This window comes from Lonsdalea britannica, assembly GCF_946477055.1.
Classification (GTDB): domain Bacteria; phylum Pseudomonadota; class Gammaproteobacteria; order Enterobacterales; family Enterobacteriaceae; genus Lonsdalea; species Lonsdalea britannica_A.
The window spans coordinates 1-11688 of sequence record NZ_CAMKXG010000097.1 but is presented as its reverse complement, the minus strand read 5'-3'; the positions used below and the strand labels follow the sequence as shown (position 1 = coordinate 11688).

The 11688-nt window shown below is 56.4% G+C and carries 9 protein-coding genes and 1 pseudogene; 3 read left to right on the top strand and 7 right to left on the bottom strand.

All coding sequences use genetic code 11. From position 1 onward, the window contains the following. The 5 genes and pseudogenes from Q7O77_RS08560 to msbA all read right to left on the bottom strand — a co-directional run. Positions 1-550 (bottom strand): annotated as a pseudogene (locus Q7O77_RS08560) (pectate lyase); the annotation flags it as partial. A 283-nt stretch (positions 551-833) separates the two neighbouring features. After that, positions 834-1586 carry a 3-deoxy-manno-octulosonate cytidylyltransferase gene (gene kdsB / locus Q7O77_RS08555; RefSeq protein WP_304165782.1) on the bottom strand — a complete coding sequence of 251 codons (753 nt, stop codon included), beginning with the start codon at positions 1584-1586 and terminating at the stop codon, positions 834-836. Further along, positions 1583-1765, bottom strand: coding sequence for a Trm112 family protein (locus Q7O77_RS08550; protein ID WP_026740410.1), 183 nt, complete (start codon positions 1763-1765; stop codon positions 1583-1585). Before Q7O77_RS08550 ends, kdsB begins: the two co-directional genes overlap by 4 nt. A gap of 51 nt (positions 1766-1816) precedes the next feature. Continuing rightward, positions 1817-2824 (bottom strand): tetraacyldisaccharide 4'-kinase, encoded by a 1008-nt coding sequence (gene lpxK, locus Q7O77_RS08545; RefSeq protein WP_304165778.1) that lies wholly within the window; start codon positions 2822-2824, stop codon positions 1817-1819. Beyond that, positions 2821-4569 carry a lipid A ABC transporter ATP-binding protein/permease MsbA gene (gene msbA, locus Q7O77_RS08540; RefSeq protein ID WP_085651661.1) on the bottom strand — a complete coding sequence of 583 codons (1749 nt, stop codon included), beginning with the start codon at positions 4567-4569 and terminating at the stop codon, positions 2821-2823. Before msbA ends, lpxK begins: the two co-directional genes overlap by 4 nt. 392 nt (positions 4570-4961) lie before the next feature. Here msbA and Q7O77_RS08535 point away from each other — a divergent pair, with 392 nt between their 5' ends. Continuing rightward, the gene (locus Q7O77_RS08535) at positions 4962-5801 is read left to right on the top strand and encodes a metallophosphoesterase (protein WP_304165774.1); all 840 of its coding nucleotides are present in this window, start codon (positions 4962-4964) and stop codon (positions 5799-5801) included. Positions 5802-6027: 226 nt separating this feature from the next. Here Q7O77_RS08535 and Q7O77_RS08530 read toward each other — a convergent pair whose 3' ends face one another. After that, the gene (locus Q7O77_RS08530) at positions 6028-8292 is read right to left on the bottom strand and encodes a ComEC family protein (protein WP_304165771.1); all 2265 of its coding nucleotides are present in this window, start codon (positions 8290-8292) and stop codon (positions 6028-6030) included. Positions 8293-8553: 261 nt separating this feature from the next. Beyond that, on the bottom strand, positions 8554-8892 hold the full coding sequence (locus Q7O77_RS08525) for a DUF496 family protein (protein ID WP_026740414.1): 339 nt from the start codon (positions 8890-8892) through the stop codon (positions 8554-8556). Between the two features lie 733 nt (positions 8893-9625). Between Q7O77_RS08525 and Q7O77_RS08520 the strand changes: the two genes are divergently transcribed. Continuing rightward, positions 9626-10345 (top strand): (Fe-S)-binding protein, encoded by a 720-nt coding sequence (locus tag Q7O77_RS08520; protein WP_094117512.1) that lies wholly within the window; start codon positions 9626-9628, stop codon positions 10343-10345. Positions 10346-10354: 9 nt separating this feature from the next. After that, positions 10355-11688 (top strand): LutB/LldF family L-lactate oxidation iron-sulfur protein (locus Q7O77_RS08515; protein ID WP_304165765.1); only part of this gene is annotated, 1334 nt, incomplete at its 3' end.

Genomic DNA, 11688 nt, shown 5'->3' with positions numbered 1-11688 from the left:
CGCCATTCTGCAAAAACAGGCCGGTTCCCATAATGTGGTGGATGTTCAACAGCTCAAACGTGTTGTTACTGCCTTTGATCCACACGCCCCAGGATTCGTGGTTGAGATTGTTATTCTGCCGGACGCCTACAATCTCTAGCCCCTTCAATGACACCCAGTTTGCCGTCACGTTGAACCCTTTGATGCGGCAGTCATCCTTCATTTTGCTGAAGTCAAACACCGGCGTCTCCCCTGTGTAAGCCCAGTACTGAATGGGTTTTCCCGCCATTCCGCTTTTGTTCAACGTCACCGCATTGACGATATCGGTACGGCTCGCGCATTGGTTGACGCCCCCGATAAAACCGTATTTACCGCCGCGTATCCACAGTCGGTCACCGGGCGCCAGGGTTTGCTGCGCCCGTCCAAATGTTTTCCAGGGTGCGGTGAGGGTGCCAGTGCCGTTATCATTACCGGTCGGCGACAGATAAAAGGTGGCCGCATTCGCCGGTGCGGTAGTAGCGGCTAGCAGGCCCAACGCCAGCGTTGAGCAGATCGTATTACTCATTTCCATGTAGAACTCCTTCCTTTTGTGGTCTTCATTCATGCTTCTGAGGCTACCCCACTCGCTTAACACGGTGACGTGATACCCTCCAGCAATCTCGGCAGTCTTCGCTGACCGCCTTGCCTCATCAGACGGCGTTGCTATCTGAACGCGCTGATCGTGATCGATGCCGGACCATTTAGTCCAGCCTGAAACCCCGGGTTGACGGTATTTCCTCCCGGATTTCAGCAAAAAAAAACAGGCGGCCATAATGTCCGCCTGCCGTTGTAACTAAACGAGAATGAGGGAAGTTTTAGCCGCCGGCCATCGCCAGGCGTACGCGCTCCAGATCTTCTGGCGTATCCACGCCGACGCTCGGAATCGCTTTCGCCACATCCACATGAATTTTTTCTCCGTACCAGAGTACACGCAGCTGCTCCAGCAGTTCGATTTTTTCCAGCTCGCTCGGCGCCCAACTGACGTAGCGACGCACAAAACCCGCCCGGTAGGCATAAATGCCGATATGACGCAGGAAGTGATCCCCAACGTTCTCTTTCGACTGGGCGAAGCGCTCGCGGTCCCACGGGATCGGCGCGCGCGAGAAGTACAGCGCATAGCCTTCCGCATCTCTCACCACTTTCACCGCATTGGGGTTGAACACCTCTTCGCTGCCGATAATCGGCACGGCTAAGGTCGCCATCCCTGCCCGGCTTCCCGCCAGATTTTCAGCGACCTGACGCACGATGACCGGCGGGATCATCGGTTCGTCGCCCTGAATGTTGACGATGATTTCATCATCCGGGAGACGGTAGCGCTCAATCACTTCCGCCAGCCGCTCGGTGCCTGAACTGTGATCCGGGCTAGTCAGACAAACTTCGCCGCCCGCCTGACGAATGACCTGCTCAACGTCAGGATGATCGGTGGCCACAATGACACGCTCCGCGCCCGACTCCTGCGCACGTTCCATGACGTGGACCACCATCGGCTTGCCGTTGATGTCGGCCAGCGGCTTGCCCGGTAGACGGCTGGAGGCGAAGCGGGCCGGGATAATTACGGTAAACGTCATTTTGCGGTCTCGTCGGCGGTCAGATGGCGGGCCTCATGATCCAGCAGGACGGGAATGCCGTCGCGCACGGGATAGGCCAGACCTTCTATCTTGCAGATCAGTTCCTGTTTTTCTTTATCGAAGACCAACCGGCCGTTACAGACCGGGCAAGCGACTATTTCAAGTAAACGATGATCCATCGTGCTTCCTCCATCAAGAAGCTCTTTGTCAATGAGAGGCAACGCGCCTTATCAGGCGTTCGGGTTGCCCTGTCGATACTGTGCAATCAGTTGTTCGAGCCGTGCCAATACGGCCTCGGCGGGCGCCGCGGATAGTTCGGCGGTGACCGGCAAATACCACCAGTTAGCCTTAGCGAAAGCGCGGCACTTCACCGCGTCTTTTTCGGTCATGATCAGCGCCTGCTGTTCGCCGCCGGGTAGCGACGCAAGCTGGGCAGGCGAATAGGACTGGTGATCGGCAAACGCGACCTCATGCTCCACGGTCGCGCCCTTTTGTTTGAGTGTGGCAAAGAATCGCGGCGGATGCCCGATCCCCGCCATCGCCACCAGCGGCGGCAGCTCCGATACCGGTCGTCGTTCACCGGTCACGAGATTGACGGCTTCGTCCGCAGACAGCTGCATGGCGATCTCGCCGGGTTGAACGTCGCCGCCGTTAACGATGATCGCATCGACGGAGGCCAGACGGGAGGCCCGTTCGCGCATCGGTCCGGCGGGCAACCACCAACCGTTGCCGAAACGGCGCACGCCATCGACCACCACCACTTCGACATCACGCGCCAACGCATAGTGTTGCAGGCCGTCGTCGGTGATCACAATGTCGAGCGGATAGGCAGCCAACAGAGCCTCTACGGCCTCGCGGCGTTGGGGCGCAACGGCAACGGGCGCGCCCGTGCGTTGAAAAATCAGTACGGGTTCATCACCCGCCTGTGCGGTGGTGACGTCGGGTGAAACGACCAGAGGATAGCGTTCCGCTTTTCCGCCGTAACCGCGCGAAACCACGCCGACGCGGTAACCTCGCTGCTGCAGCTGTTCCACCAGCCAGATGACGACCGGCGTTTTACCATTGCCTCCCGCGGTCAGGTTCCCCACCACCGCCACCGGCAAAGGCGCGCGCCATACATGACGCCACCCCCAACGATAGCTCAGGCGAATAATCCCGCTTACCGCGCCATAGAGCAGCGATAGCGGGATCAGCAGCCAGTAGAGCGGAGAGCGTCCTGACCAGATGCGGTCAATCATGAGCCAAACTGCATCTTGTGCAACTGCGCGTAAGCGCCATCACGGGTAATCAGATCGTGATGATTGCCGCGTTCAATAATGCGGCCGTCTTCCACCACCAGAATCTCGTCGGCATTTTCAATCGTCGAGAGACGGTGAGCGATGACCAGCGCGGTACGGTCTTTCTGCAGTTCATCCAGCGCCGATTGAATCGCGCGTTCGGATTCGGTATCCAGCGCCGAGGTGGCTTCGTCCAGAATCAGGATCGGGCAGTCGCGCAGCAGCGCGCGCGCTATCGCGATACGCTGACGTTGTCCGCCGGACAACAGCACGCCGTTTTCGCCGATCACGGTATCCAGACCGTTCTCCATCTTGCTGATGAAGTCCATCGCGTGCGCCATGGTTGCCGCGCGTTCGATATCTTCGCGGCTGAACGATTTGTCGAAGGCATAGGCGATGTTGTTCGCGATGGTGTCGTTGAACAGGTGTACGTTCTGGGACACCAGCGCAACCTGATTACGCAGAGAAGACAGCGTATAGTCGCGCAGATCGTGACCGTCCAGAATGATTTCGCCCGACTGGATATCGTAAAAACGCGTAATGAGATTGGCGATGGTGGACTTGCCGGAGCCAGAGCGTCCCACCAGCGCGACGGTTTTACCCGGCGGCACATGCAGGCTGATGTCGTTCAACGCCAGCGTTTCCTTGCCCGGATAGGCGAAGTCGACATGACGGAACTCCAGGTCGCCTTTGGCGCGCTCAATCACGCGTTTGCCTTTATCGGTTTCCTGTTCCATATCCAGGATGGTGAACAAGGTCTGGCACGCGGCCATACCGCGCTGGAACTGCGCGTTGACGTTGGTCAGCGATTTCAGCGGACGCATCAGGGTGAACATGGCGGAGAAGACGACCGTGATAGTCCCGGCGGTCAGGGTTTCCATTACGGAGGGGAAGCTCGCGGCATACAGCACAAAGGCCAGCGCCAGAGAAGCAATAAACTGCACCACGGGATCGGAAATGGAGGACGCAGACACCATCTTCATGTTCTGCTGACGCATGCGGTTACTCACCGAATCAAAGCGTTCCGACTCGACTTTCTGGCCGCCGAAAATCAGGACTTCTTTATGCCCTTTGAGCATTTGCTCCGCGCTGGTCGTCACCTGCCCCATCGTGTTCTGCATGTTTTTACTGATGTTACGGAAGCGCTTAGACACCAGACGAATGCTGTAGGAGACAATGGGCGCGATCACAATCAGGATCAGCGAAAGCTGCCAGCTGTACCAGAACATCAGTACAAACAGGCCGATGATGGAGGCACCCTCACGAATAACGGTCACCAGCGCGTCCGACGAGGAAGCGGCCACCTGTTCGGTGTCATAAGTGATTCGCGACAGCAGCGTCCCTGTGGACTGCTGGTCGAAGAACGAAACCGGCATTCCCATGATGTGGCTAAATAACCGGCGACGCATGTTCATTACGACCTTGCCGGAGACCCACGCCACGCAATAGCTGGAGATGTAGCTGGAGATCCCTCGCATCACCATCAGCCCGATAATGGCTAACGGCATCCACACCAGCACGTTGCGGTCAGCCTTGCCAAATCCGTCATCCAGCAACGGCTTGAGCAAAGACAACATAAGCGTGTCGCTGGCGGCATTCATTACCAGTGCGACGCCTGCGACGACCAACCCCGTCTTGAACGGCGTGATCATCGGCCATAGGCGACGAAATGTCTGCCATGTGGAAAGATCTTGATCATTAATCATGCAATAAACCTGAGCCTATAGAAATAGCCGCCTATATTACCCATTCATGGCCCCGTGAGAAAGACCAAAGGGGAATCAGGGCGATATGTGGAAATGCCGCATCAGTGCATTTACGTGTAAGCACGGCGTGTCGTTACCCGACCTCGACGAACTTTCCTTCACCTCCTGTGTGGTTCCACGCGGTATTAGCGCTTCGTTTAATATTCTTTCTGCCCGGCAAAAGCATCGCGCACGCTATTTCCCCGCACGATAAGACAACGCCCGCCATATTTCAGAAACATTGGATTTGTAGAGTGATTTTAATGACGTCATCGCGAGCCATGAATAATCCACGCTCATGAAAGACGCTGATGCCGATTTTATTTTCGCGATAATAATATTCAGGAGGAAATATGTTAACCAGACGGAATTTTTTATTTATTTCGGCCGGGGTCATGCTAAGCGGATGCCATATTGGAAAAAACACCCGTTCGGCAAAAACTAAAACGCGCATTGTGGTTGTCTCGGATGGACATTACGGACAGGAAAATACCGCATACGATCACAACTTCACCCGAATGGTGGACGAAGTGAATGCCTTTAACGCTAAAAAGCCCATTGATTTTCTGGTGTTCAACGGCGATTTGATTCATAACGAGCCGCGTTTTCTTGCTCCTGCCCGCGCGCACCTCGACCGTCTGGATATGCCCTATTTTGTCACCCGCGGGAACCACGATCGCGTGACGGAAGCCGACTGGGTGGCGCAATTCCATCAGCCTTTCAACCACAGCCGGGTATTACGAAACGACGCGTTCCTGTTCATGGATACCTCGGACCTGACGGGAACCTACCGATGCCCCGATCTGTCATGGCTGAATGAAAAATTAGAGCAGCAAAAAGATCGAGACGGCATTTTCATTTTTATGCACATCAATCCGGTCGGCGCGGCTAAGGCCTCGATTCAATGCGAAACCATCGCTTCAACGTTATCGGCCTATCCTAACGTTAAAGCGGTATTTAACGGGCATGACCACGACCGCGATGAAGTGCTGACCCGTAATAACATTCCCTATATTTTCGACGGACACGTGGGAGGAAATTGGGGCAAAAAGTATCTGGGTTATCGCATGATAGAAATCAACCACGATCATTCCATCCTGACCTATATGATGAGCGAAGAGACGGTGGTTAACACCAACACGCTAGAAACGCGAGCGACCGATCGTGTGGTTAAAGCAGCCGTGACAATTTAAAACTTCGCGCAGGCCTGTTTCGTTGACCGGTTTGATCGTCGAGAGGGATAACGATGAGACGCCTGACCGCCTGGTGTATCCCTCCCTTTCGACCTCGATCAGGCATTTCACGCCGCTCCCGGCAAATAACAGGTCTCCCCCATCACGCGACCCCGCCTGCTACGAAGATGGCGTCCAATTCGCTTAACGTCGGCGACCTTTGACTCTCCTCGCAATACCATCGCGTTCATGATGCCTCGGGACTGACGCCAAAACGGCGATGATACCAACGCGGGGAGATGTCCTCCCTAAAGCCAAAGACCTGCCAGCCTTCGAAGAAAAAGCGCACGCTGAATTGACCGGACGTCGCCGTGTCGTGCCAAGGGTGCTCCAGCTGACGATAGCGTCGCCGCACTTTCACCGACGGCAGCCGCCACGGGTTATAGCGGGAATTGGACGACGCCGACCACTTCGCCCCCACCGCACGAATAAAGGGCGACGACGAAGAGGTCGCGCTGCCGTGATGCGGCACCTGCAAAATATCCGCCGCCAGCGCCAGCCGCTGAGTACGCAATAGTATCGCTTCCGTTTCGGCCTCAACGTCGCCGGTGAGCAGCACTCGAAACTGCCCGTCATCGACCGCGACCACACAGGAGTCATTGTTTCCCGCATCGTGGATAGCTCGCGGCGGCCACAACACCCTGAAACGTAATCCCTGCCAGTGCCATTGCTGACCTTGCAGACACGGTTGATGTCCCTTCTGCGTCATCGGGCTGTACACCTGAGCGGCAGGAAACTGCCGCTGCAGTTCGATGAGTCCTCCGCGGTGGTCCAGATGACTGTGGCTCACGATAATCCGCTCCAGTTCCAGCCCCCGCCATCGAAGGTAGGGCACAATTTCACGGCTCGCCATAGTGCCGCCCGCCCAGCTCGCCCCCGTATCGTAAAGCACGGCTTTACCGTGACGCTCGATGACGACGGCCAGCCCGTGACCGACATCCAGCATATCCACCCGCCACAGGGGCGCAGGCGCTTTTGGCCGAAGGAGCAGGATCAGCAGCAGACTGATCACGCTGAGAGGCGCATAGCGCCACCAGGCAAAACGCCAGATCGCCACCGCCAGCCACCCGGACAGACTAAACGGCAATGCCCGCTCCCCTAACGCCCACCAGCCGGAGGGCAACCCCGCCAGCGGTGCGAATACGGCCGTCAGCGATCGATCGGCCAACCACCAAAAAATGGCGCTAACATCCGGCGCGAAAGACAATAGCAGCGCAACCAGCACCAGCGGCGTCGTCACAAATGACACCAGCGGCACGGCCCATAGATTTGCAGGCAGAGACGTCAGACTGACGCCGTGGAACAACACAATCTGCAACGGCAGCAGCAAGAGCGTCATGCCCGTCTGTAGATGCAACCAGCGGAGCCATACCCAGCGTTTGGGCCGCAGACAGCATGCCGGTAGCGGCGCCCACTGGTACCAGAAAATGAGCGCCGCCACGGCGAAACTCGATAACCAGAAGCTGTCCGATAACACGCTGAGCGGATCGCCGGTCAGGATCAAAACCACACACCCAAGCCAGACCTGCCACGGCGTACAGCTGACGCCCGTGAGTCGCAGCAACGTCCACACGCTCAACGCCAGACCGGCCCTGACCGCCGGAGGATTGCCGCCCGCCAACCAGACATAGCTCAGGGCGGCGAACAGCCCGACGATCAACGGAAAGCGATAGCCAATACGATGCACCGGAAACAGGCTCTGCATGCCCCGCGCCAGTCCCCAACCCAACAGCGCCGCCAGCGCGATGTGCAACCCGGATATCGCCATCAGATGCATCGTGCCAGTCTGACGCAACAGGGCCTGAGTGTCGTCGTCTACGGTCGCCATCTCGCCAAGCGTCAGCGCCAACAGAATCGAACGCCACGGCAGGCGCTGAGTCTGACGTTCCACCGTCGTCACGATGTCCTGCCGAACTCCGCAGCGCGCATCCAGCACCGTCGCGTGTTGAACGGCTCCCGTCAGCGTTTGCCTGCGGGCCAGCGCCCAGCGCTGGCTGTCGAATCCGCCTTCGTTCAGCCGACTGTGTACGGGCCGCAGCTGTAGCCGCAGACGCCAGCGTTGCCCGCCGCACCACGCGTTCAGGGCCGCGCCTGAATTTAACCTGACCGCGACCGGAGGAAACAGCCAGCGTTCATCGATCCGAATCAGACGTACGACCGGGGCCGCTTCCGGCTGCGCACCAAAGCGTACGCTGGCGATCGCCACCTCTGCCGTCACCGGACGCGATGTCAGCTCCACCGTCTGACCGACGGCCTGTCCGGCGTTGTGACATCCCCACACCAGCGCAAATCCCGCCAGGACTCCGGGGCGCAGCGTGCCGGGAAGGTAACGGTAGGCCGGGATTAGCGCGGCCAGCAAGGCGAACAAGACGCTTGTCGACGGGATCTGCGGCAACCACAGCAGCGGCAACATACCGCTTATCAGCGCAAGCGCCATGACATTCAGCGACATAGGAAAGCGGCACTCCCTGACCGTTCAGCCCGCCCGTCGGACGGCGTCTTTATCCCTTCACACAGTCTATTTTTCATCGTGATGAAATCAAAGCGGCCAGTGGTTGAAGCGCGAGCCACTGCGCAAACAGGCATGCAATGCCGTGCAACAACGTTTGAATGGAGAAAGAGGGTCAGTGAGGTGATGTAGAGGGGATCGTGGTGAGCACAGGCCAAAAAAAAGGATCGCCGAGGCGATCCTTTCGATAGGTGATGAAACGGGTTATTTGGTCTCAGCGGCCGATTTGATTTCACCCATTTCTTTAATTTTGCGTGACAGCTCACGGCGTTCTTTCGACAGATCCGCGTTTTTGATGATGTATTCATCAACACGGTCTTCATAGTCGCTACGCATGTTGGCGATGATGTTCTGAATATCATCAATCGACATACCCGGTTTGATGTATTCGCTCAGGTTGTCCAGCAGCAACACACGTTTCTGGTTATCACGAATTTTCTTTTCGTTATCGGCGATTTCACGCTGCAGCTTGTTTTTACGACGGAATGTACGCACAAACGCCAATACGTCCTGGAAACACGGTTTGTTGTTACCCTTATCCATTTTCTACCCTTACTTAACTCATATTAAGATTCAAGATGCGGAAACCGCCCGTGCTAAACATACAGGTTAGCAGTTCTTAACGACAAGTCGGTATTGACTGATTGCAGCCACTGCCGGATGCCGACGGCGATTACAGATGAGCTTGTTTTATCATTGTTTTCACTTTCTTTCACCCGCTTTCCCCTCCGCTCGCCGCAGGACGGCATTGCATGGCGGCCGACCGACCACTCTTCGTACAATTTTAGCGACGCGGGTCTATGCGACTCAGCACGCCCGCCACTGCGATCTTGTGTGCCCCGACTTCCGCCTCGCGAAGCGCTGACCGATTCCAGACGCTCTCGCGATTGTCGCGATAATCCCAAGGCCAGTCTGGCCTACCGACGCCAACATTTTCGATGCGTCATGATATTAAAAGGGGGATTCACCACGGCAATTCCTTATTACGTCGACAATGAATAGCGGTAACAAACCGAAACAAAAAAGGAGGTGTCATTATACTTCCGTGTCTTCTAAACATTAATAAGGGACCACATCGCCTTACCCTTCATTATCTTTCCGGCAATCAATAATTTATTTAGAAAAATATTATCAGGCGCTATAAGTCATCGAAAATGGATTAATTCGACATGTTCAGTGCCGTTATCCGGAAATAAATAACAACGCCTATCACACTATTTTCCCGCTCACGGGCGCATGATTTTCTCATGCAAAGAAATAACAGAGAGGCAAGCAAGTGAATGTGAACTTTTTTGTCACCTGTATTGGTGACGCGCTGAAATCAAACATGGCGCGCAACTCGGTATTACTACTCGAAAAACTGGGATGTACCGTCCACTTTCCACAGAAACAGGGCTGCTGCGGCCAACCGGCGTTAAATGCCGGATATACCGCCGACGCCATTCCCGGCATGAAAAACCTGATTGCCGCGCTGGAAGAAAATGACGACCCCATTATTTCTCCGGCAGGCTCCTGCACCTACGCCATCAAAAGCTATCCCGATTATTTGAATGATGATCCTGAGTGGGCGAAGCGTGCGGCAAAGGTCGCCGACAGGATTTATGACCTGACCTCTTTCATCGTGAATACTCTCAACGTCGTGGACGTGGGCGCAGCCTTGCCGGGCAAGGCAGTTTATCACCCCTCCTGCAGCCTATTCCGCAAATTGGGCGTTCAGCATGAACCGATGACGTTGCTGGAGCATGTCCAGGGATTGGAAATCGTCCCGTTTCCGCTGGCCGAAACCTGCTGCGGTTTTGGCGGCACGTTCTCCGTCAAGATGGCGGAAATATCTGGCGAAATGGTGAAAGAAAAGGTCAGTCACATGATGGAAGCCAATCCTGATTACCTCATCGGCGCCGACGTCAGCTGCCTGATCAACATCGGCGGACGTCTCCATCGCGAAGGCAAATCCGTGAAGGTGATGCACATCGCCGACGTGCTGATGAGCCACTAAGGAGCCAACATGTATCTAAAAACCAGCGACGTCCCGTTTCATGAACGGATCCGCGAACAGATTGACGACGGCGTCATGCGCAAGGCAGTGGCGATGGCTCAAGAGCGCATCGGCGCTAACCGACAAAAAATGGTCGACGACCTCGGACACTGGGAGTCGTGGCGCAGCCGCGGGGAACAAATTCGGCGACACGTCCTCGAAAATCTGGACGCCTACCTCTATCAGCTCTCCGAAAATGTGACTAAAAACGGCGGACACGTCTATTTTGCCACGACCAAAGCGCAGGCGACGGACTATATTCTCACGGTCGCGAAACAGAAGCAGGCGAAGAAGATCGTCAAATCCAAGTCGATGGTCACCGAGGAGATCGGTCTCAATGCCGCGCTTCAAGGCGCCGGGTTAACCGTCATCGAAACCGATCTGGGCGAATACATTTTGCAGCTCGCCCACGACGCCCCGTCCCATGTCGTTGTCCCCGCCATTCACCGAGATCGCCATCAGATCCGCAAAATTCTGCATGACACGCTGGGCTACACCGGCTCCGACACCCCGGAGGCGATGACGCTATTTATTCGCGAGCAGATGCGGCCGCAATTTTTTAGCGCGGATATCGGCATTACCGGCTGCAATTTCGCCGTCGCTGAAACCGGGTCAGTATGTTTGGTCAGCAATGAAGGCAACGCACGGCTGTGTACCACGCTGCCGAAAACGCACATCGCAGTGATGGGCATGGAGCGCCTCGCGCCGACATTCGAGGAAGTGGACGTACTGATTACGCTGCTGGCCCGCAGCGCAGTGGGCGCTCAGTTGACCGGCTACAACACCTGGCTAACGGGCCCGAGGGAGGCGGACAACGTCGATGGCCCCGAGGACTTCCATTTGGTGGTGGTCGATAATGGCCGGTCAGCCGTCCTCGGCTCGGAATTTCGCGATATTTTGCACTGCATCCGCTGCGGCGCCTGTATGAATACCTGCCCGGCTTATCGCCATATCGGCGGTCACGGCTATGGTTCGATTTATCCCGGCCCGGTCGGCGCCGTACTCTCTCCCCTGTTGGGCGGATACGCCGATTTCAAAGACCTGCCCTACGCCTGTTCGTTGTGTTACGCCTGCAATAGCGTCTGCCCGGTCAAAATTCCGCTGGCGCAGCTGATCCTTAAACATCGCCGCAAGATGGTCGACGTAGGCCTGCCGCCGAAAGCCGAACAGATCGCAACGCGCCTGTTTACCTATGCCAATAGCCACCCAACCCTGTGGAAAGTCGGTATGGTGAGCGGCGCGCACGCCGTCAACTGGTTTATCAAAAACGGCAAAGCCCCCCTGAATATCGGCGCCATCGGCAA